Source organism: Stutzerimonas stutzeri, assembly GCF_002890895.1.
GTDB lineage: Bacteria > Pseudomonadota > Gammaproteobacteria > Pseudomonadales > Pseudomonadaceae > Stutzerimonas > Stutzerimonas stutzeri_AB.
Genome location: NZ_POUL01000002.1, coordinates 368,772 through 388,925, shown reverse-complemented (window position 1 = coordinate 388,925; position 20,154 = coordinate 368,772). Strand labels below are relative to the sequence as shown.

At 58.0% G+C, this 20,154-nt stretch carries 17 protein-coding genes; 7 read left to right on the top strand and 10 right to left on the bottom strand.

Translation table 11 applies throughout. From position 1 onward, the window contains the following. Window positions 1-35 precede the first annotated feature (35 nt). The 4 genes from CXK96_RS20725 to CXK96_RS04640 form a co-directional block, all read right to left on the bottom strand. Window positions 36-200: a hypothetical protein gene (locus CXK96_RS20725; RefSeq protein ID WP_164863208.1), complete on the bottom strand. Its 165-nt coding sequence runs from the start codon at window positions 198-200 to the stop codon at window positions 36-38. 566 nt (window positions 201-766) lie between these two features. Beyond that, window positions 767-1,048 (bottom strand): hypothetical protein, encoded by a 282-nt coding sequence (locus CXK96_RS04650; protein WP_102835320.1) that lies wholly within the window; start codon window positions 1,046-1,048, stop codon window positions 767-769. Window positions 1,049-1,198: 150 nt separating this feature from the next. Then, the gene (locus CXK96_RS04645) at window positions 1,199-1,468 is read right to left on the bottom strand and encodes a hypothetical protein (protein WP_102835319.1); all 270 of its coding nucleotides are present in this window, start codon (window positions 1,466-1,468) and stop codon (window positions 1,199-1,201) included. A gap of 375 nt (window positions 1,469-1,843) precedes the next feature. Further along, a complete protein-coding gene (locus tag CXK96_RS04640) occupies window positions 1,844-3,478 on the bottom strand; it encodes a methyl-accepting chemotaxis protein (protein WP_102835318.1) in 1,635 nt (544 codons plus the stop codon). Between the two features lie 279 nt (window positions 3,479-3,757). Here CXK96_RS04640 and CXK96_RS04635 point away from each other — a divergent pair, with 279 nt between their 5' ends. The 3 genes from CXK96_RS04635 to CXK96_RS04625 all read left to right on the top strand — a co-directional run bounded on the left by CXK96_RS04635 (window position 3,758) and on the right by CXK96_RS04625 (window position 6,417). Further along, entirely contained in the window at window positions 3,758-4,588 is an 831-nt protein-coding gene (locus tag CXK96_RS04635) for an undecaprenyl-diphosphate phosphatase (protein WP_102835317.1), read from the top strand. 33 nt (window positions 4,589-4,621) lie between these two features. Next, a complete protein-coding gene (locus tag CXK96_RS04630; RefSeq protein WP_102835316.1) occupies window positions 4,622-5,596 on the top strand; it encodes an alpha/beta fold hydrolase in 975 nt (324 codons plus the stop codon). 68 nt (window positions 5,597-5,664) lie between these two features. Continuing rightward, entirely contained in the window at window positions 5,665-6,417 is a 753-nt protein-coding gene (locus CXK96_RS04625) for a DUF1294 domain-containing protein (RefSeq protein WP_102835315.1), read from the top strand. 27 nt (window positions 6,418-6,444) lie between these two features. Here the strand turns inward: CXK96_RS04625 and CXK96_RS04620 are convergent, their stop codons facing one another. Together CXK96_RS04620 and acnB are read right to left on the bottom strand one after the other, a co-directional pair. Then, window positions 6,445-8,031, bottom strand: a complete 1,587-nt coding sequence (locus CXK96_RS04620) for an ABC-F family ATPase (protein WP_102835314.1) — start codon at window positions 8,029-8,031, stop codon at window positions 6,445-6,447. A gap of 324 nt (window positions 8,032-8,355) precedes the next feature. Next, complete coding sequence (gene acnB, locus CXK96_RS04615) at window positions 8,356-10,965, bottom strand: bifunctional aconitate hydratase 2/2-methylisocitrate dehydratase (RefSeq protein ID WP_102835313.1); 2,610 nt, start codon at window positions 10,963-10,965, stop codon at window positions 8,356-8,358. A 404-nt stretch (window positions 10,966-11,369) separates the two neighbouring features. Between acnB and CXK96_RS04610 the strand changes: the two genes are divergently transcribed. Further along, complete coding sequence (locus tag CXK96_RS04610) at window positions 11,370-11,837, top strand: DUF1289 domain-containing protein (RefSeq protein WP_102835312.1); 468 nt, start codon at window positions 11,370-11,372, stop codon at window positions 11,835-11,837. 47 nt (window positions 11,838-11,884) lie between these two features. Here the strand turns inward: CXK96_RS04610 and CXK96_RS04605 are convergent, their stop codons facing one another. After that, window positions 11,885-12,748 (bottom strand): universal stress protein, encoded by an 864-nt coding sequence (locus CXK96_RS04605; protein WP_102835311.1) that lies wholly within the window; start codon window positions 12,746-12,748, stop codon window positions 11,885-11,887. A 174-nt stretch (window positions 12,749-12,922) separates the two neighbouring features. Between CXK96_RS04605 and CXK96_RS04600 the strand changes: the two genes are divergently transcribed. After that, window positions 12,923-13,528 (top strand): tRNA-(ms[2]io[6]A)-hydroxylase, encoded by a 606-nt coding sequence (locus CXK96_RS04600; RefSeq protein ID WP_102835310.1) that lies wholly within the window; start codon window positions 12,923-12,925, stop codon window positions 13,526-13,528. A 4-nt stretch (window positions 13,529-13,532) separates the two neighbouring features. Here the strand turns inward: CXK96_RS04600 and lpxH are convergent, their stop codons facing one another. Both lpxH and CXK96_RS04590 read right to left on the bottom strand, forming a co-directional pair. Then, on the bottom strand, window positions 13,533-14,255 hold the full coding sequence (lpxH, locus tag CXK96_RS04595) for a UDP-2,3-diacylglucosamine diphosphatase (protein ID WP_102835309.1): 723 nt from the start codon (window positions 14,253-14,255) through the stop codon (window positions 13,533-13,535). A 6-nt stretch (window positions 14,256-14,261) separates the two neighbouring features. Further along, window positions 14,262-14,756 (bottom strand): peptidylprolyl isomerase, encoded by a 495-nt coding sequence (locus tag CXK96_RS04590; RefSeq protein WP_019339172.1) that lies wholly within the window; start codon window positions 14,754-14,756, stop codon window positions 14,262-14,264. Between the two features lie 185 nt (window positions 14,757-14,941). Between CXK96_RS04590 and CXK96_RS04585 the strand changes: the two genes are divergently transcribed. Further along, window positions 14,942-16,612, top strand: a complete 1,671-nt coding sequence (locus CXK96_RS04585) for a glutamine--tRNA ligase/YqeY domain fusion protein (protein ID WP_102835308.1) — start codon at window positions 14,942-14,944, stop codon at window positions 16,610-16,612. Beyond that, a complete protein-coding gene (cysS, locus tag CXK96_RS04580; RefSeq protein WP_102835307.1) occupies window positions 16,612-17,997 on the top strand; it encodes a cysteine--tRNA ligase in 1,386 nt (461 codons plus the stop codon). Before CXK96_RS04585 ends, cysS begins: the two co-directional genes overlap by 1 nt. Before the next feature lie 170 nt (window positions 17,998-18,167). Here the strand turns inward: cysS and CXK96_RS04575 are convergent, their stop codons facing one another. After that, window positions 18,168-20,039 carry a sigma-54-dependent Fis family transcriptional regulator gene (locus CXK96_RS04575; RefSeq protein WP_102835306.1) on the bottom strand — a complete coding sequence of 624 codons (1,872 nt, stop codon included), beginning with the start codon at window positions 20,037-20,039 and terminating at the stop codon, window positions 18,168-18,170. Between the last annotated feature and the right edge of the window lie 115 nt (window positions 20,040-20,154).

The window sequence follows — 20,154 nt, the reverse complement described above, 5'->3', positions numbered from 1 at the left end:
GGTGGTTGGTGGCGACTTGCTGGGCGAGGCCGGTGTCAGTCTTCGCTTTCCTGGCTGTTACGCATCAACAGCCGTATCGCGGCTACAAGTTCGTCGATTGCCTCGCGATAGATCGCCGGATCCGCCTTTGTTTCGGCGCTGTCCGCCAGCCGTCGTGCACTTTCCAGATGGTCATTTATCGAGGAATAGTCTCCGATCATATAAGCGCTCCTGGGTTCGAACGAGAAGGGTGCTGACACAAGCGCTGTGTCTCAATAACAGACCGGCACGGACGACAGGGGTTCTGGCTCGCATAACGGCGCAGCATGAACAGCAATGTTGTTTCCATTTTTGCTGCCAATGCCGTGCCGCCTGTCAGTAGCGGCGCCTCCAGCGAGATCATTGCAGCAGCTGATCGCGGGAATATTGGCTCCGTCCGGCTCCGATACTCACTGTTCGGCGCCGTTGAGTCATGCTCAGTCAGTAATCCCAGGCTGTGCAGGCATGGACCATGCACTCAATTTCACGCCATCCTTGCTCAATTCGAGTCGGGCAGCCTCCAGCAAACCGGCCAAGTGGGCCGGGTCTGCATACTAAGATCGCGCGATATGTAGGATTGATAGAGCTTCGTCACCTGCCGCACTGGTTACGCTTAGCGAGAAGCTGCCGTCCCGTGTGGTCGGCTCGGGTGACTGCATGACAGGGTAAGAACGCCATTTCGCAGATTCGTCTGGCTTCATCAAGGCCAAGGACTGCCGATGTCATCCTCTTGGTCCGCAGATATTGATCATTTCGCAGGTGCAATGTCGAAGATCAGATTGATCCCATCGCCGCTGCCATCGCCCACTACCGAGCCCTGTACCGGTTTGTGCGTCACCTGACGACCCTTGTAGAAGTCGCTCAGATGCTGCTCCGCTACATCGCAGACATGTGTGATCAACCCGGTGGTCTGCGTATCGCGGGGAATGATGAACTTGAGGGTGATGCAATGGCCTTGTTCACCCTCCGGCAGATTGGCCAGACCGCTGCTATGCCATTGATCATTGACGTAGGCTTCTGCACCTTTCATGGGCTGCTCCTTGTTTATTGGCTTATTGCTGGGACCGTCGAATACCCGAATGGGTCCGTCTGCTCAGCGGAGCACCTGCGCGGATCAGGCACTTGAAAGCAAAAAGGCCCGGCGCTTGCGCAGCCGGGCTTCATCTAAACGCGGACAGTTTTATTCGGGCATGTGCCAAGGAGCCAAATGTACGCCTTGGCGACTCAGGTCGGCGCGTGCCTGCTCCAGTGACTGGCCGAGCTTGATCGGGTCGGAGTAGACATGGCTAGCCAGTTTGCAATGACCGACGGTGCGCGATTCGCTGCCATCCAGAACTGTGATACTGAGCTCGCCGTTGCCTTCGAGCAGCGTCCAGGCCACGCACTGGAATGGTTTGAACGCACGGTCAGTAATCAGGAGGGCGTCGTTAAAGCGAAGCGGGCTGTTCATCAGGCATGTCTCTCTATGTGATAACCAAAAATCGGATATGAGCCTGCCGCCAAGCTGTCGGCGTTGGCCTTACATATCCATTGATGTACACAGAGGACCGATAAGTCACAGGGCTGTTTCGTGTTTTACGGTTTTTTTTGCAATTAGCCAAAGGTCTAGCATTAGCTGCAGCTTGCACTCTCGGCTTAATTGCAAGCTAAGTTATTGTTTTAGTTGAGCTAGTTTCAGGTGGCACATGTAGATTCCGGTTCAAACCTGCGTTTAATGTTGTTTCGGGTGTGGCGAAGAGCCGCAACCGGAGTAAAAAACAAAACGGCCAGATCCAAGTTCTGGATCTGGCCGATGTATACAAAGCGCTGCGCTAATTCTGCGTAGTCAGACCTTGAACTGCCTGAGCAGGCGATTCAACTGCTCGGCTAGCTCACCGAGCCGCTCTCCTGCCGCGCTCGACTGCTCGGCGGCCTGTGTACTTTGTTGCGCCAACCCAGCTGCCTGAGTGACATTCTGGTTGATGTCTTCGACCACGTGCGTTTGTTGCAATGTAGCGCTGGCTATCGACGCGTTTAATCCCGATAGGTTGCGCAGTGCCTGGGCAATTTGGCCAAGGCTTGCCCCGGCCTGACTCGCTTGCTCCACGGTGGCCTGGGAAGCTCGGCTGCTTTCCATGATCACCGTGACGGCTGCACCTGAGTTCTTCTGCAGGCGTTCGATCATTGTGTGAATCTCGGCCGTTGAGGTCTGGGTGCGTTGCGCAAGCAGGCGAACCTCGTCGGCCACCACTGCGAAGCCTCGACCTTGCTCACCTGCGCGGGCTGCCTCGATCGCGGCGTTTAGTGCGAGGAGGTTGGTCTGATCGGCGATCGACCCGATAACCTCGAGAACCGATCCGATCTTGGTGGTCTCGTCAGCTAACGACTGGATGACCCCGACCGCTTCGTTGATGGTGGTTGAGAGCTGGTCGATCTGCTGCAAGCTGGCTTCGATATTTCGTTGCCCCAAGCCTGCCTGTTTCTCCGCGTCACCTACTTCGTTGGATGCCTGTTCAGCATTCTTCGCCACTTCCTGAACAGCATAGGTGACCTCGTTGACGGCTGTGGCAACCAGCTCCATTTGTTGCGACTGTTGCTGACTCTGCTTGTGCGCCTGTCCGGCCAGACCGCCGAGTGCATTAGAGGAGGTTTCCAGTGCGCCAGAGGTTTCAAACAGTTGCCCGATCACCGAACGAAGCTTGGCCGTGAAGGTGTTGAAGTCGCGGCTAAGTGTGGTCAATTCGTCGTTGCCCGACACGTCGAGGTTGCGCGTCAGGTCGGCTTCGCCGCTGGCGATGTTGGCCATCGCCTGCATGGAGTGGCGCAACGGCTGGGTGATACTGCGGATGAGAATGGCGACCAGCACCGCCATCAGCGCAGCGATTGCCAAGCCGATGATCGAAAAACGGACGAGATAATTCTGGAACTCCGCTTCGACGTCGTCGACGTAGATCCCTGAACCTATGATCCAGCCCCATGGCTTGAACAGCTCGACATAGGAGATCTTCGGTACGGGGTCTTTCTCGCCGGGCTTCGCCCATTGATAGTCAACCAGGCCGGCACCTTTGAGTTGGGCAATCTTGACCATCTCGTTGAACAGTTCTTTGCCGTTCGGATCCTTAACCTTGGACAGATTCTGGCCCTCAAGCTCGGGTTTCATCGGATGCATGACCATGACGGGCTGCATGTCATTGATCCAGAAATAGTCGCTCTGGCCATAGCGAATCAGACGAACCTGATCCATTGCGGCTTTCTGTGCCTCGGCCGTCGTCATGCTCCCGTTGGCTTCGAGCTGCTGGTAATAGGTCAGTACTCCTCGCGCGGTCTCGACGATGTTTTGCGTCATGACCTGCTTGCCTTTGTACAAGTCGCTACGCACCTGCTGGATCATCAGCAGGCCAAGCACGAAGAGCATGACCACCGCTACCAGCGGAATCAGCCAGAGGCGCTTGCTAATCGGGAAGTTTCTTAGCAGATTCATAGGGTTGTAAGCTCCTGTTAATGTCTTGTGTTTTTATTATTCGAATTGGGAGTGGAGCGCGGCGACACGGTCTGCCCTGAAAAACAGTTAAGGCAGCGGTTTTGGTCATGGCTCATGAATAGCGTTTCGGCTGTCAGTTGAAAAAGATGAGTGTGGCCGCGTTCACCAATGAATTTACTTGGCTCAAGCGAGTCAGAACAGCGCTCAGATGGCTATCTGACATATACCTTTGTGGCATATTCAGCCGCGATAAAATCCAGCGTTAAATTGGGGAAATAGATGGACCTATGGATTGCCTTTCAGGCGTTGCTTCTAGGGGTAGTGGAAGGCATCACGGAGTTTCTGCCGATATCCAGCACCGGGCACCAGATCATCGTCGCGGACCTGATCGGTTTCGGCGGGGAAAGAGCGCTGGCTTTCAACATCATTATTCAGCTAGGTGCGATCCTGGCGGTTGTATGGGAGTACCGGCGCAAGATAGTCGACGTGGTGGTCGGCCTGCCGAAACAGAAGCAGGCCCAGAAGTTTACCGGGAACCTGCTGGTCGCGTTTTTTCCGGCGGTGGTGCTTGGTGTCACCTTCGCTGATCTCATCCATGAGTTCCTGTTTAACCCGATCACGGTAGCTGCCGCACTGGTAATTGGCGGCGTAGTGATGCTCTGGGCTGAAAAGCGAGCGCATGAAGTGCAGGCCGAAACGGTTGATGACATGCACTGGAGCCAGGCCCTGAAGGTGGGTTTTGCACAGTGCTTGGCACTCATTCCCGGCACCTCCCGTTCGGGTGCAACGATCATCGGTGGACTGTTGTTCGGGCTGTCCCGTAAGGCAGCCACGGAGTTTTCGTTCTTCCTGGCCATGCCAACCATGGTCGGTGCTGCGGTGTATTCGGGTTACAAGTATCGAGATCTTTTTCAGCCAGCCGATTTGCCGGTGTTTGCGATCGGCTTTGTTACATCGTTCATTTTTGCGATGGTGGCTGTCAGAGCCTTGCTGAAATTTATAGGCAACCATAGCTATGCGGCATTTGCCTGGTATCGAATCATCTTCGGCATCATCATCCTTGGAACCTGGCAGTTCAGCCTGATCGACTGGAGTACTGCGGCCGGCTGAGCACGCTTGAACAGATAGCCAAGGAGCGCTTACGTGCACTCGTTCGAACATCAGCTTCTATCAGTCAACGGCATCACACTCAGCATCTATAGCGCGGGTCCCCTGGATGGGCCTGTAGTCTGGTTGCTGCACGGGTTTCCTGAAAGTTGGTATTCGTGGCGCCACCAGATACGGCTGCTGGCGGAGGCGGGATATCGGGTGTTGGTCCCTGAAATGCGCGGCTACGGGCAGACCAGCGCTCCGGATGATGTCTCCAGCTATGATCTGATGACCGTCTGCGCAGACATCCAGGCGGCGATGGACCTGCTTGGTCAGCGCTCGGTAGCAGTGGTGGGGCACGATTGGGGCGCACCGGTCGCCTGGCATCTGGCCTTGCTTGAGCCGCAACGAGTCAGAGTGATCGCCGCCATGGCCGTGCCCTATGGTGGTCGTCCGAAACGCCCTGCTATAGAGATCATCCGCAGCCAGTTCGCTGATCGGTTCAACTACATCCTTCACTTTCAGCAGCCTGGTGTTGCCGAGACCGAATTGGATCAGGACATTCCGCGCACGTTGCGGATGATGATGCACAACACTTCGGCGGCGGTCCCCAAGGATTTCTTTCTACAGGACAAACCAGCCGGCAGCTCGCTCTATCAGGGCATGCGAGACCCGGGCGCGCCCCCAGCCTGGTGCGGTTTGGACGCGTTCGCCGTCTACCTCGCTACGTTCGAGGGGCGTGGCTTTCGTGGCGCACTGAACTGGTATCGCAATTTCGAGCGTAACTGGGAGCGCACAGCGCCGTTAGCCGAGCGAAAGGTTGAGCAGCCCGCGCTTTTCCTGCTGGGCGACAAGGACCCGGTTGGTACTCTGGAAGCCCATACGCTGCAGAAGATGCCCAGCTGGGTTTCGGACCTTGAGCAGCACATCGTCGAAGACTGTGGTCATTGGATACAGAGCGAGCAGCCCGAGCAGGTCAACAGGCTTCTTCTCGGTTTTCTTGAGCGCCGCTACACCCAGGCCCGATAGCGGCTAGCTGCTCGTAGCGCCAAAGGTAAGCGGCTAGAATCCCCGGTTTTTCCGCGGGATCACTTGTCATGGAATTACGCGGTCAGCTGAAAAGCTGGAACGATCAGAAGGGATTCGGTTTCATTCGGCCGGAACAGGGTAGCGAGGAAATCTTCGCGCATATTTCGGTCATGCATGGCGCTCGGCGTCCGGTGCAGGGCGACCGGGTACTCTATATCAGTGAACGGGACGAGAACGGACGCCTGCGCGCCACGCATATCCGCCTGGACGCAGGGCTGTCTTTAGACGAGCCAGCCATTCGACGAAAGCCGCCTGGGGTAGCGATCCAGTCCGCGCAGAATAGAAGCATCCAACCAAGGCCCAAGTCGCAAGCATGGCCTCGGCGCAACGGGGCGATAAGTTGGCCGCTACCAAAACTCCTGGGGTTGATTCTGCTCTGTCTGTTACCGGCGCTCGGGCTTTTTCGTATGGCGGTGCAGGGTAGCTACTGGCCGCTCTATGCCTATCTCTTGGGTAGCCTGTTGGCCTTTGGGCTCTACCTGCACGACAAGCGCAGCGCACTGCGTAGCGGCTGGCGTACACCCGAGGCCCGCCTGCATCTGGTTGAGTTGCTGGGTGGCTGGCCGGGTGCGTTGATCGCTCAGCAGGCATTGCGCCACAAGACCCGTAAATTCTCATTCCAGCTGGTGTTCTGGCTGATCGTTATCGTTCATCAGGCCGCGTGGCTGGACTACCTGTATCTCCAGAGCATGTATCGACTCCTGCCGCAGTTCGGAGTACATAAAACCAACGCCAGCAGATACAAGAGCGCCCCGGCTTAGCGGGGCGCTTTCGTGCGTTGCGGACCTTTAGATCACGCCGAGGCTGCGCAGGTAGTCATCGTACGTTCCGCTGAAGTCGGTCACGCCCGAAGCCGACAGCTCGATAATGCGGGTCGCTAGCGACCCGACAAACTCCCGGTCATGGCTGACGAAGATCAGAGTGCCCGGATAGTTCTCCAGTGCAAGGTTGAGCGCCTCGATCGATTCCATATCGAGGTGGTTCGTAGGTTCGTCCATCAGCAGCACGTTGGGCTTTTTCAAGATCAACTTGCCGAAGAGCATGCGGCCCTGTTCGCCACCGGATATCACGCGGACGGATTTCAGGATTTCGTCGTTGGAGAACAACATGCGACCGAGCGTGCCACGCACGACCTGCTCGCCACCTTGCGTCCATTGACCCATCCAGTCGAACAGCGTGACATCGTCTTCGAAGTCATCGGCGTGATCCTGAGCGTAGTAACCGAGTTCGGCGCTCTCGGTCCACTTCACCGAACCCGCATCGGGTTGCAGCTCGCCAACCAGCGTGCGCAGCAGGGTGGTCTTGCCAATCCCGTTAGGGCCGATAATGGCTACGCGCTCTCCGGCCTCGACCGTGAAGCTGAAATTCTTGAACAGCGTTTTGCCGTCAAAGCCCTTGGCCACATGCTCCACGGTCACAGCCTGGCGGTGCAGCTTCTTGGTTTGCTCGAACCGGATGAAGGGGCTGACACGGCTGGACGGCTTGACCTCGGCTAGCTGGATCTTGTCGATCTGCTTGGCCCGTGAAGTCGCCTGCTTGGCCTTGGATGCGTTGGCCGAGAAGCGGCTGACAAAGGTCTGCAGTTCGGCGATTTGCGCCTTCTTCTTTGCGTTGTCCGACAGCAGCTGCTCGCGTGATTGGGTCGCCGCGGTCATGTACTCGTCGTAGTTGCCAGGGAACAGGCGCAACTCGCAGTAATCCAGGTCCGCCATGTGCGTGCACACGCTGTTCAGGAAGTGGCGGTCGTGGGAAATGATGATCATGGTGCTGTTACGCGCCGTGAGTATGTTTTCCAGCCAGCGGATGGTGTGAATGTCCAAGTGGTTGGTTGGTTCGTCGAGCAGCAGCACTTCAGGGTCGGAAAACAGCGCCTGCGCCAGCAACACGCGCAGTTTCCAGCCGGGGGCGACCTCGCTCATCGGGCCGAAATGCTGTTCCAGAGGAATTCCCAGGCCCAGCAGCAGCTCACCAGCCCGAGACTCAGCCGTATAACCGTCCATCTCGGCGAAATCGGTTTCCAGCTCTGCCACCGCCATGCCGTCGTCTTCGCTCATTTCTGGCAGCGAATAGATGCGCTCGCGTTCGGCCTTGACCTTCCACAGTTCCTCATGACCCATGATCACCGTGTCGATGACATTGAAGTCCTCGTAGGCGAACTGATCCTGCCGCAGCTTGCCGAGGCGCACGTTGGGTTCGAGCATGACCTGGCCTGCGGACGGCTCAAGATCGCCACCGAGGATTTTCATGAACGTCGATTTGCCGGACCCGTTGGCGCCGATCAGGCCGTAGCGATTGCCATTGCCAAATTTGACGGAGACGTTTTCAAACAGCGGCTTGGCGCCAAACTGCATGGTGATGTTAGCTGTAGAAATCAAGAAGCTCTATCTCGCGGGTTTCAGAGTGTTAGGTATCGGCTTGTGCATGCTTGGAGCGAGCGTTGTTGCTCGTTCGCCCAAATCCCCCTCAGCGTTGATCCGGCGGGCGTACGTTGGCAGCAGCATTCGTGCGCAAGGCCGAGCTGTTGGGATAAAGGTAGGGGTTCATGCCAGACAGTGCCGCTATTGTCGCATAGCTGCGCCGGCAGTTGTATGAGGTCCACAAAAGCAAACGCCCCGAACCAGTCGGGGCGCTCACTCATCTACCGCTTCGTCGTCAGGCTGCTCTAGACAGCCTGCGATCTGAGCGTTGTCACTGAAGCGTCAAACGGCAACCACGTCGATCTTTGCCTTCGCCGCAGACTCGCGGAATTCGGCAATTTGATCGAAGCTCAGGTAGCGGTAAACGTCAGCCGCCATGGTGTCGATCTGAGCAGCGTAGACCATGTACTCCTCGACAGTCGGCAGACGGCCAAGAATCGAAGCAACAGCTGCCAGTTCGGCAGAAGCCAGGTACACATTGGTCGCGTCGCCGAGGCGGTTGGGGAAGTTACGAGTCGAGGTGGAGACGACTGTCGAGCCGGTTTCAACACGTGCCTGGTTACCCATGCACAGCGAGCAGCCCGGCATTTCCAGTCGCGCACCGGCACGGCCGTAGATGCCGTAATAACCTTCCTCGGTCAGCTGATGCTGGTCCATCTTGGTCGGAGGCGACAGCCACAGGCGTGTCGGTAGAGCACCTTCGACCTTGTCCAGCAACTTGCCGGCGGCGCGGAAGTGACCAATGTTGGTCATGCACGACCCGATGAACACTTCGTCGATCTTCTCGCCTTGAACGGTCGAGAGCAGGCGAGCGTCGTCCGGGTCATTCGGTGCACAGAGCACAGGCTCAGTAACTTCGGACAGGTCGATCTCGATGATCTCGGCGTATTCGGCATCCGCATCGGCAGCCAGCAGCTCCGGCTGGGCCAGCCAGGCTTCCATGGCCTGTGCGCGACGCTCCAGAGTACGAGCATCGCCGTAGCCTTCGCTGATCATCCAACGCAGCAGGGTGATGTTCGACTGCAGGTATTCGGCGATCGCCGCTTCCGGCAGCTTGATGGTGCAGCCGGCAGCAGAGCGCTCTGCCGAGGCGTCAGACAGCTCGAACGCCTGTTCTACGGTCAGCTCGTTGAGGCCTTCGATCTCGAGAATGCGGCCGGAGAAGATATTCTTCTTGCCTTTCTTCTCTACGGTCAGCAGACCTTTCTGGATTGCGTAATACGGAATTGCATGAACCAGGTCGCGCAGGGTGATGCCAGGCTGCATCTTGCCCTTGAAGCGAACCAGTACCGACTCCGGCATGTCCAGCGGCATGACACCGGTGGCTGCGGCAAAGGCGACCAGACCGGAACCGGCCGGGAAGGAGATGCCCATCGGGAAACGGGTGTGCGAGTCACCGCCAGTACCGACAGTATCCGGCAGCAGCATGCGGTTCAGCCAGCTGTGGATGATGCCGTCGCCCGGACGCAGGGAAACACCGCCGCGGGTCATGATGAAGTCCGGCAGGGTGTGGTGAGTGGTGACATCGATCGGCTTCGGATAAGCCGCGGTGTGGCAGAAGGACTGCATCACCAGGTCGGCAGAGAAGCCGAGGCAAGCCAGGTCCTTCAGCTCGTCGCGAGTCATCGGGCCAGTGGTGTCCTGGGAGCCGACGGTGGTCATCTTCGGTTCGCAATAGGTGCCCGGACGGACGCCTTTGCCTTCCGGCAGACCGCAGGCGCGACCGACCATTTTCTGGGCGAGCGTGAAGCCCTTGTTGCTTTCTGCCGGCGCTTCCGGCTTCTTGAACAGGTCAGTCGGACCCATGCCAAGTTCGGCGCGTGCTTTCTCGGTCAGACCGCGACCGATGATCAGCGGAATACGGCCGCCAGCGCGCACTTCGTCGAGCAGGACGTCAGTTTTCAACTGGAAAGTGGTGACCAGCTCATCGCTACCATGGCGGCGGACTTCGCCTTTGTACGGGTAGACGTCGATTACGTCGCCCATTGCCAGGTCGGAGCAATCGAACTCGATCGGCAGTGCGCCGGCGTCTTCCATGGTGTTGTAGAAGATCGGCGCGATCTTGGTACCAAAGCAGAAACCGCCGGCGCGCTTGTTCGGCACGTTCGGGATGTCATCGCCAAAGAACCACAGTACCGAGTTGGTAGCGGATTTACGCGAAGAACCGGTGCCGACCACGTCACCAACGTAGGCGACAGGGAAGCCTTTGGTTTGCAGCTCTTGCATCTGCTTGAGCGGACCAACCGAGCCAGGAGCGTCGGGGTTGATGCCGTCGCGAGCCATTTTCAGCATCGCCAGCGCGTGCAGCGGGATGTCCGGGCGCGACCAGGCGTCTGGTGCCGGGGACAGGTCGTCGGTGTTGGTTTCACCAGTGACCTTGAATACGGTCAGAGTGACCTTCTCGGCAACGGGTGCGCGGTTCTTGAACCACTCGCCTTCAGCCCAGGACTGCAGAACAGCTTTGGCGTTGGCATTGCCGGCTTTGGCTTTTTCAGCGACATCGTGGAAAGCATCGAACATCAGCAGGGTGTGCTTGAGTTGCGCTGCAGTGGTGTCGGAGAGTTCGGCGTCATCGAGCAGGTCGACCAGCGTGACGATGTTGTAACCGCCCTGCATGGTGCCCAGCAACTCAACGGCGTGCTGCTTGCTGATCAGCGGCGAGGTGGCTTCGCCTTTGGCGATGGCGGCAAGGAAGCCGGCCTTGACGTAAGCGGCTTCGTCCACGCCCGCAGGAACGCGGTTGGTGATCAGATCAAGGAGAAATTGTTCTTCGCCGGCAGGCGGGTTTTTCAGGAGTTCGACCAGGCCCGCGGTCTGCTCGGCGTTCAGCGGCTGGGGCACGACGCCCTGAGCGGCACGCTCTTCTACGTGTTTGCGATAGGCTTCAAGCACAGTTTTATACCCTCATCATTGGTCCCATGGGTGTCTCGGGACGCGCATCCGGAAGCTGTTTTCAAAGTTTTACGCCGGGTTGAGAACCGGGCGCGCAGGTGAGAGGGATCTGCGCACCCGGCGGAGTAGCCGGTTAACTGTGCTCGTGACGCTTTGAAAACAGCTTCTTGCGGATTGTGGCGCCTAAAACGGCGGGCCGATTCTACTGGAACGGGCCCGCAAAGTTAAGTGAAACGCCAAGGCGCGGCCGTGGCGGCGCTAACAGGAGGTTGCTGGCTGTTCCGGCTGAGGCCCGTGATCCGCGGGCTGCAGGGCGTCTTTTGAAGGTGTGCCCTGGATTGGTCAGTGACCCGGCTTGGACAAAAGTCTAAGATGCGGCGCTGTTCATCGATCCATCGCCCGCCATGTCCAATCAGCGAATCAAAACACCTTGCGTCGGCCTTTGCTCCACTGTTTATGGCGATCTCGTCTGCCGCGGATGCAAACGGTTTCATCATGAAGTGGTGAACTGGAATGGCTACAGCGAAGAAGTCAAACGCTCGGTCTGGCAGCGCCTGGAGGTACTGCTTGCGCAGGTGATGGCGGCCAAGCTGGAAGTTTTCGATGCGAAGCTGCTGCGTTCTCAGCTGGAAAGCCGACAGATTCGCTTCGTTGCAGACCAGTCGGCCTACTGTTGGGCGTATCAATTGATCGCACGGGGCGCGAGGGTCATTCAGCAGCTCGAAGCCTACGGCGTCGTGCTACTGCCGGAGTTTCGCGATTGGTCCTTGCCTGAACTCCGTGATGCGATCGATAGGGAGTTCTTTCTCCTGTCTGAAGCCCACTACCAGCGTTACATTGCCCCCCGGTTTCTGCAGGACATGGCGCGCTAGGGCTGGGTATAGCCGAGGAGGGTTTTGCCCAACCTCGGCTGATGGCCCTAGCGGCGGGCCACGAGCTCTTCAAGGTGGTCGATGATGTCTTCTGGCTTGAGCACCAGAACATCACTTTCCAGTGTGTCGAGCACTACCTCTGCAGTGTTGCCCATCAGGGCTCCGGAGAATCCAGTTCGGGCAACAGTACCGATGACCGTTACGGCAGCCTGAAGCTGGTGGCAAACGCGAGGGATCAGAGCGTCCGCAGGCCCTTCCTCGATGTGCAGCTGGCCGTCAGGTATGTCGAACTCGGTCTGAAATTGCCGGCAAGCGTTGCGGTAGCGGGCTTCTATCGTTTCCTTGAGCTGAAACGCGGGATCAGCGGAGGACAGCATCGCCGACGGATGAGCGCTGATCACATGCAAAGTGCCCTCGGCGAGCGAGGCAATCTGGTAGCCATAGTTGATGATGCTGGAGTGAAGTGTCCGATGCTCGATGTCGGCATTGCCAACATCTACTGCGGCGAGAATGTTGCCGCCCGTCCACGGCGCTTCGGTTTTGACCATCAGGACCGGGCACGGGCAATAGCGCAATAGCTTCCAGTCATCAGGCGTCAGCAGGGCGCGTTTCAGTGGGTTGTCGGCAATATGCTGTTTGATCACCAGGCCACAGCCTTCGGCTTGCTGAACGCTGATGATGGTCTGGTGAAGGTTCTCATGCCAGGCCTGACCTGCCGTGACGGCGTGGCCCTGGTCTTCAAGCTCTTGACGCAAGCGCTCAAGGTAGCTGCTGTGGTCCTGTTTGGCGTCGCAGATCAGCAAGTGCAACCGGGACTGGCTGACGCTGGAAATCAGTCGCGCTCTTTTCAACGCTAGGTTTTCGGAAAGTTTCGGGTCAATTACCACGAGGATGCAGCGTATGGCTTGCATGATCGGCTCCGTTTGGGTGATCGGACGGTTTCACTATAGACAAGGGTTTCACGACAGCCACTGATCCATATCAAGCAGCGCTGGTCGTTGATTGCCGGGCTCGTATAATGCGCGGCGGGCGAACGGCTTCATGCGGTTCGCCGCTTTCATTTCCTTCATGAATACCAAGACCTCATGCTCCCTGAACTGAATGAATTCCTTGGCTGTGTGACACCTTCGGCGTGGGTCGACGTTGCGCTGCAGAACCAGGACGTGATGCTGATTGATCATGGCAACTGCGAGAAGAAGGCTGCGGGCGCGGCCTTCCAGTTGATGTTTCGCTACGTCGATAAGCCCGACTTGCAGAACAAAATGTCGCGTTTGGCCAGAGAAGAATTGCGGCATTTCGAGCAGGTGCTCTCGATCATCCGCAAGCGCGAAATCGGTTTGCGCAATATCGGCTCGTCCCGTTATGCCGCCGGTTTGCGCGAGTTGGTACGCAACCACGAACCCTACCGGCTAACCGATACGCTGGTGATTGGTGCATTCATCGAAGCTCGCTCTTGTGAGCGTTTTGCGATGCTGGTGCCACACCTCGACGACGAGCTCGGGCGGTTCTACCACGGGCTGCTAAAGTCCGAAGCGAGGCACTTTCAGGATTACCTGAAGCTGGCTTATCTCTATGGAGAGGCGGCGGACATCGATGCAACCATCGCTCGGGTTCGGGAACGTGAGCGCGAACTGATCGAAAGCCCTGACTCCGAGTTCCGCTTCCACAGCGGCGTACCGAGCGCCGCTTGACGGTTCAGGTCAGGTCGAATGGCGCTTGGTGAAGGCCTGCCTCGTCGACCTGCAACGCCCAGCCCTGGCGATCCCAGTCGCCCAGCACGATGCGCACGGCGGATTGACCGTCGATGTGTATCGAATGGGTTGCTGGTCGGTGGGTGTGGCCGTGGATCAATGTGCGGACTTTGTGACGTTGCATGATCTTGATGACTTCGTCTGGCGTCACGTCGACGATGTCGCTGGCCTTCATCCGCGTCTCTTCCTTGCTGCTTGAGCGCAGTTTCTGCGCCAGCTTCTGACGCTTGGCGAGGGAAAGATTATGCAGGATGAAGAGGCTGACCGGATTGCGCAGCCAGCGCCGTAACCGCATATAACCTTCGTCACGCGTGCATAGACTGTCACCATGGGTCAGCAGTACCCGCTCGCCACCAATCTGTGCAATATGCGGATCGGCCAGCAGTGTGCACCCGGCCTCGCGACAGAACGCCTTACCGATCATGAAGTCCCGGTTGCCGTGCATCAGGTAGACACGCGTTCCACCCTGACTCAGCGCATTCAGCGCTCGGGCTATTTCATGCTGGAACGGCGACATGCCGTCATCGCCAACCCACACCTCAAAAAAGTCGCCAAGGATATATAGCGCCTCGGCCTGGGCTGCACGTGTCTCCAGGAAACGAAGAAACGCCCGGGTGATATCCGGGCGCTTTTCTTCGAGATGAAGATCTGAGATCAACAGGATCAATGCAAGTTACTCGACGATCTCGGCTTTCTCAATCACTACGTCTTCCACCGGAACGTCCTGATGGCCGGACTTCATGGTGGTAGGCACGCCTTTGATTTTTTCGACCACGTCCATGCCTTCGACCACTTCACCAAATACCGCGTAACCCCAGCCCTGAACGGTCGGCGCGGTGTGGTCGAGGAAGTCGTTGTCCTTGACGTTGATAAAGAACTGGGCGGACGCAGAGTGCGGTTCCATCGTGCGTGCCATGGCCAGCGTGCCTGTCTTGTTGGAAAGGCCGTTGTTGGCTTCATTCTTGATCTGGGCGCGGGTCGCTTTCTGCTTCATGCCGGATTCGAAACCACCACCCTGAATCATGAAATTGCTGATCACGCGATGGAAAATGGTGCCGTCGTAATGGCCGCTCTTGACGTATTCCTTGAAGTTGGCGGTTGTCTCGGGAGCCTTGTCTTCGAAGAGTTTGACGGTGATAACGCCGTGATTGGTATGAAGCTTGATCATTGAAAGTCGTCCTAATGAAGAAGAGGGAAGGTCGCGTCGTGCCGACAATGGGTAAGCGCTGCGGCTGAAGGGCGCTGCACGGCAGGCGCTTTGCTCTGTCAGGGGGTTGACGGGTCCGCTATGATAGGCGCTTTGATTTGGCGGGCCTACCCTGAGCCGCACACTCGCAGATCGTTAAGGACACCATGAGCAAGCCTGAGACTACCGCAGCCACCAATTTTCTCCGCCCGATCGTCCAGGCCGACCTGGAATCGGGTAAGCATGCCAAGATCATCACCCGCTTCCCGCCAGAGCCCAATGGCTACCTGCACATCGGCCATGCCAAGTCGATCTGCCTGAACTTCGGTCTGGCGAAGGAGTTTGGTGGCGAGTGCAATCTCCGTTTCGATGACACCAACCCGGCGAAAGAAGACCAGGAATACATCGATGCGATCAAGAGCGATGTTCAGTGGCTCGGTTTTCAGTGGGCAGGTGAAGAGCGCTACGCTTCGAACTACTTCGGCCAGCTGCATGATTGGGCTATCGAGCTGATCAAGGCGGGCAAGGCCTACGTTTGCGACCTGACGCCAGAGCAAGCCCGCGAGTACCGCGGCAGCCTGACCGAACCGGGCAAGAACAGCCCGTTCCGCGATCGCTCGGCGGAAGAGAATCTGGATCTGTTCGCGCGGATGAAGGCTGGAGAGTTTGCGGACGGCGCCAAGGCGCTGCGCGCCAAGATCGACATGGCCTCGCCGAACATGAATCTGCGCGATCCGATTCTCTACCGGATCCGCCATGCCCATCACCACCAGACCGGAAACGACTGGTGCATCTACCCGAGCTACGACTTCACCCACGGCCAGTCGGATGCCATCGAAGGCGTTACTCACTCGGTCTGCACCCTTGAGTTCGAAGATCATCGCCCACTCTACGAGTGGTTTCTGGAGAACCTCCCGGTTCCGGCACGTCCGCGTCAGTATGAATTTGCGCGGCTGAACCTGAACTACACCATCACCAGCAAGCGCAAGCTCAAGCAGCTGGTTGATGAAAAGCACGTTAGCGGCTGGGACGATCCGCGCATGTCGACGCTCACAGGCTATCGTCGACGCGGTTATACCCCAGCGTCGATTCGTACCTTCTGCGACATGATCGGCGTGAACCGCGCGGGCGGCGTGGTCGATATCGGTATGCTCGAATTTGCGATTCGTGAAGATCTGGACGTCAACGCGCCGCGGGCCATGTGCGTACTCAAGCCGTTGAAGGTCGTCATCACCAATTATCCCGAGGGTCAGACTGAGAATCTGGAGCTGCCGCGCCATCCAAAGCACGACATGGGCATGCGCCAGCTGCCTTTCTCGCGGGAAATCTACATTGACGCCACCGATTTCGAAGAGGTGCCGCCGGCCGGGTTCAAACGGCTGATTCCGGGCGGGGAAGTGCGTCTGCGTGGCAGTTACGTGATCCGTGCCGATGAGGCGGTCAAGGACGAGCAGGGCAACATCATCGAACTGCGCTGCACCTACGACGAGAGCACGCTCGGCAAGAATCCCGAGGGCCGCAAGGTCAAAGGCGTCATTCACTGGGTGCCGGCTGCTGAGAGCGTCGAGTGCGAAGTGCGTTTGTACGATCGTCTGTTCCGCTCGGCCAACCCCGAGAAGGATGAAGACGGCGGCAGCTTCCTGGACAACATCAACCCGGATTCGCTTGTGGTGCTGAAGGGCTGCCGCGCCGAGCCATCGCTGGCCTCTGCCGAGGCTGAGGATCGTTTCCAGTTCGAGCGTGAAGGCTACTTCTGTGTTGACCGCAAGGACAGCCGGCCGGACGCGATGGTATTCAACCGTACCGTGACGCTGCGTGATTCCTGGGGAGGCCAGTAATGGCGCTGGCGATCTACAACACGCTGAGTAAAACCAAGGAACCGCCCAAGCCATTGAGCGGAAACCAGGTGCGTATGTACGTCTGCGGCATGACTGTCTATGACTTCTGCCATATCGGTCATGCACGGGTCATGGTGGCGTTTGACGTCATCTCGCGCTGGCTGCGTCAGAGCGGGTACGACTTGACCTATGTGCGCAACATTACCGACATCGACGACAAGATCATTCGCCGAGCTCAGGAGAATGACGAAACCTTCGAGACGCTGACAGGCCGCATGATCGCGGCCATGCATGACGACGAGGCACGGCTCAACGTGCTGCGTCCGGACATCGAACCTCGGGCTACCGACCACATTGCTGGCATGCACGGCATGATCCAAACGCTGATCGACAAGGGGTTTGCCTACGCACCGGGCAATGGCGACGTGTACTACCGGGTTGGCAAGTTTGCCGGCTACGGCAAGTTGTCGCGGCGCAAGATCGAAGACCTCAAGATCGGCGCGCGTATCGAGGTCGACGAAGCCAAGGAAGATCCGTTGGATTTCGTGCTCTGGAAGGCAGCCAAGCCGGGCGAGCCGAGTTGGGGATCGCCTTGGGGCGCAGGCCGTCCGGGCTGGCACATCGAATGCTCCGTCATGTCCACCTGCTGCCTGGGCGACACTTTTGATATTCATGGCGGTGGGCCTGACCTGGTATTTCCGCATCACGAGAACGAGATCGCCCAGAGTGAGGCTGCAACTGGCAAGCAGTACGCCAATACCTGGATGCATGCCGGTGCCGTGCGTGTCGACGGCGAGAAGATGTCGAAGTCGTTAGGCAACTTCTTCACCATCCGAGAAGTGCTGGAGAAGTACCAGCCGGAAGTGGTTCGCTACCTGCTTGTCTCAAGCCACTATCGGAGCCCGATCAATTACTCCGAAGACAGTTTGAAGGAAGCCAAGGGCGCCCTGGAGCGGTTTTACACTGCCCTCAGAGGCCTGCCTGAGGCAACGGCGCAGGGTGGCGATACCTTCGCGGCTCGCTTTGGCGAGGCAATGGATGACGACTTCAACTCACCCGAAGCCTGCGCGGTACTGTTCGAGATGGCTCGCGAGATCAACCGTCTGCGCGATACGGATCTGCAGGCTGCGGCTGGCCTTGCGGCCCAACTCAAACAGCTCGCCAACGTGCTCGGTATATTGCAGATGGATCCAGACGCTTTCCTGCAAGCGGGCGCTGAAGGCAAGGTAGATGCCGCTGAGGTAGAAGCGCTGATTGCCGCACGCCTCCAGGCTCGCGCCGACAAAAACTGGGCGGAGTCAGACCGGATTCGCGACCAACTGACCGACATGGGTGTCGTTCTCGAAGACGGGAAGGGCGGCACAACCTGGCGACTTGGCGACTAAAGCGCACCGTCAGTTACAGGCCGCATTTCAGGCTGCACGCGCCTGGATGCGGTCTTTTCATTCGTTGTCTGCGATGTTCGCTGTGATAACCGTTCAGGCGGCATGCTGGCGCATTCGGCGCCTTGGTTAGGTCATTCTCATTTCTGTGGGAAGCTCGCCTCCCAGCAGGCTTATGTTGGATAAAGCCCTTCGGCACGCAAGCGCTTGTATAGGGTGTTACGGCTCACGCCGAGATGCCGCGCCAGGTGCGAAACGTTGCCGCGACAGGCTTCGAACTGTGCGCGGAGCGGCTCATTCGCAGCTATCGGAAACGACGGCATCTTGTCTGTCGGCAGAGTGGGCCCGGCATTGCTCTTGTTCGTCGGCGTTAAGTCCGCATCAGCAAGAAAATCATCCGGTAAATGTTCCAGACGGATCGGTTGATCCTGCGCCAATGCCAGCGCAACCTGCACGACACTGCTTAACTGGCGGATGTTTCCCGGCCAAGGGTGACTGTGCAGCACACGCTGCACTTCTGGACTGAACCCGGCCCACTGCTGGGGCTCCCGGTACTGCTCCCATATTTGCTGGAAAAGCGCATGCTTGTCGTGGCGCGCCCTAAGGGGTGGCAATTCAACGCTTAGGCCGCTGACCCGATAGAACAAGTCCTGACGAAAATGACCGCTCTCAACCTCCTTGCGCAGCGAACGGTTGGTTGCACAGATCAATCGAAAGTCGACTGGATAGGGCTCACCACCGCCCAGTGGCTGAACGCTGCGCTCCTGCAAGACGCGCAACAGGCGCGCCTGCAAGCTCAGCGGCATATCCCCGATCTCGTCGAGAAACAGCACTCCACCGTCTGCTTTGCGGATCAGGCCGAGGCTTCCTTTCTGGTGTGCGCCGGTAAACGCGCCTTTTTCGTAGCCGAAGAGTTCGGATTCGATCAGCTCGCTGGGAATCGCCGCGCAGTTAACGGCGATCAACGGAGCGTTTGCCCTTGAGCTGGCAGCATGCAGTGCTTTGACCAGCACTTCCTTGCCGACGCCCGTTTCCCCATTGACCAGAATCGGAATGTCCTTTTCCAGCATGAGCTGCGCCTGGCCAATTACCTTATGAACCTGCGGGTCGCCTTGGTCGATGCTTGCAAGGTCCAGGGTGCGCGCGGGTTTGGTTGCTGTATTCCGGAAATCACGAGGTTGGACCAAGGGCTTTTGCGGGCGTCGAACCAGGCCATGAAAACGGTGATTGCCGGTTGTTCGTAGCAGCATCGGCTGATCTTCCGGCTGACTGAGCAGCTGCTGCAGAGGAACGTCGAACAGCCTGTCGATGCGGCTCCGGGTAAGTGCTAACCCAAGCAGATTGTCTGCCCGGCGATTGGCTGAGACGATCAGCCCGGACTCGTCGAAAACCAGCAAGCCGGCCCATTGGCTATCAAGATTGTCTTGGCCGGTGTTGAAGGTCAGCTGAAAATAGTCATCGCGGAACAGGTTGAGGATCAGCCGGTTTTCCACAGACTGACTCATCATCTTGACCATGCCCAGCGTGTGCGACGGCGGCAGGTAACTGTCGCTGGATACGTCGAGCACGGCGATCAGCTGGCGTTGTGCGTCATAGATAGGTGACGCCGCGCCGGACAGATAACGATTGGCCTTGAGAAAGTGCTCGTCTCGCTGGATATGTACCGCCTGCCCGCTGGCCAATGCGGTGCCGATCGCATTGGTCCCGGTATCTCGCTCCATCCAGCTGGCGCCCGGCTTGAATCCTCTCTGCTGCGCAGGCTCGACGAAGCGCCGGTCGCCCCAGGACTCGAGCAGTTGACCGCCACTGTCCGCCAGCAGGATCAGGCAGCTCGAATTCGAAAGGATGTTCTCGTAATAAGGAAGTACTTCGCGCTGTGTGGTGTGGACCAGGTTTCGCTGACGCTCTAGCAGCGCACTGACGTCTCGCTCCGTCGGGTCGCCGAAGCTTGGAATGCTGAGTGGATTCAGTCCGTAGCGTTCGCAACGGCTCCAGGAACCTTCTACCAGAGCCTGGTGTGAGATGGGCTGGGCTGGGTTGGCCATGTTGCCTCTTATCGCTGCATGTTCTTGTTGTTTTGATGTTTGCCGCAGTCGGTGCCATGAACAGTCTTGTTCATTATTGTTCACTGTCAATGTTCAGAAATGTTCATTTTGAACA

Bases quoted from the DNA above. Each gene is read 5' to 3' on its own strand.
- CXK96_RS04605 (WP_102835311.1), bottom strand. From the start codon at position 12,748: ATGCAAGCCATACGCTGCATCCTCGTGGTAATTGACCCGAAACTTTCC.
- cysS (WP_102835307.1), top strand. From the start codon at position 16,612: ATGGCGCTGGCGATCTACAACACGCTGAGTAAAACCAAGGAACCGCCC.
- CXK96_RS04625 (WP_102835315.1), top strand. From the start codon at position 5,665: ATGGAATTACGCGGTCAGCTGAAAAGCTGGAACGATCAGAAGGGATTC.
- CXK96_RS04590 (WP_019339172.1), bottom strand. From the start codon at position 14,756: ATGATCAAGCTTCATACCAATCACGGCGTTATCACCGTCAAACTCTTC.
- CXK96_RS04635 (WP_102835317.1), top strand. From the start codon at position 3,758: ATGGACCTATGGATTGCCTTTCAGGCGTTGCTTCTAGGGGTAGTGGAA.
- CXK96_RS04645 (WP_102835319.1), bottom strand. From the start codon at position 1,468: ATGAACAGCCCGCTTCGCTTTAACGACGCCCTCCTGATTACTGACCGT.
- CXK96_RS04640 (WP_102835318.1), bottom strand. From the start codon at position 3,478: ATGAATCTGCTAAGAAACTTCCCGATTAGCAAGCGCCTCTGGCTGATT.
- CXK96_RS04585 (WP_102835308.1), top strand. From the start codon at position 14,942: ATGAGCAAGCCTGAGACTACCGCAGCCACCAATTTTCTCCGCCCGATC.
- CXK96_RS20725 (WP_164863208.1), bottom strand. From the start codon at position 200: ATGATCGGAGACTATTCCTCGATAAATGACCATCTGGAAAGTGCACGA.
- CXK96_RS04600 (WP_102835310.1), top strand. From the start codon at position 12,923: ATGCTCCCTGAACTGAATGAATTCCTTGGCTGTGTGACACCTTCGGCG.
- CXK96_RS04650 (WP_102835320.1), bottom strand. From the start codon at position 1,048: ATGAAAGGTGCAGAAGCCTACGTCAATGATCAATGGCATAGCAGCGGT.
- CXK96_RS04610 (WP_102835312.1), top strand. From the start codon at position 11,370: ATGTCCAATCAGCGAATCAAAACACCTTGCGTCGGCCTTTGCTCCACT.
- CXK96_RS04575 (WP_102835306.1), bottom strand. From the start codon at position 20,039: ATGGCCAACCCAGCCCAGCCCATCTCACACCAGGCTCTGGTAGAAGGT.